Below are 401 nucleotides of genomic sequence, written 5' to 3'. Positions count from 1 at the left end.
GCAATCCTCATGGAATGCGCCATGGTTGCGGAAGGACTGCAGGAACAGCTTCAGCGACTTCGATTCCACCAGAAAATCGCCGGGAATATAATCGATGACGATATGGGCGAAATCCGGCTGGCCGGTCATCGGGCAAAGCGAGGTGAACTCGGGCGCGGTAAAGCGCACGACATAATCGGTGCCGGCATTGCCGTTCGGCACTTTTTCAAGAACGGCCTTTTCAGGGCTCTCTGGCGTATCGACCTTCGTGCCCAGCTGCGACAGGCCGGAAACATCCGTCACGGACATGGAAAACTCCTGTTTTTTAAACGATCACTTTGACGCCATGCGCCTTTTCGCCTTCCGGCTCGACGTGAATGGCAAGGCTGGCGCCCGGTATGACGTCCCTTATGGCATCTTCA

The 401-nt window shown here is 55.9% G+C and carries 1 protein-coding gene and 1 pseudogene; both read right to left on the bottom strand.

Features of this window, described 5'->3' with window-relative positions; all coding sequences use genetic code 11:
- On the bottom strand, positions 1–288 hold a 288-nt coding region (gene queF / locus EN804_RS34950; protein WP_135922326.1), incomplete at its 3' end, for a preQ(1) synthase.
- 16 nt (positions 289–304) lie between these two features.
- Positions 305–401 (bottom strand): annotated as a pseudogene (locus EN804_RS34945) (cation transporter); the annotation flags it as partial.

This window comes from Mesorhizobium sp. M8A.F.Ca.ET.161.01.1.1, from assembly GCF_004792105.1.
GTDB lineage: Bacteria > Pseudomonadota > Alphaproteobacteria > Rhizobiales > Rhizobiaceae > Mesorhizobium.
This window is presented reverse-complemented; position numbering and strand designations above follow the sequence as displayed.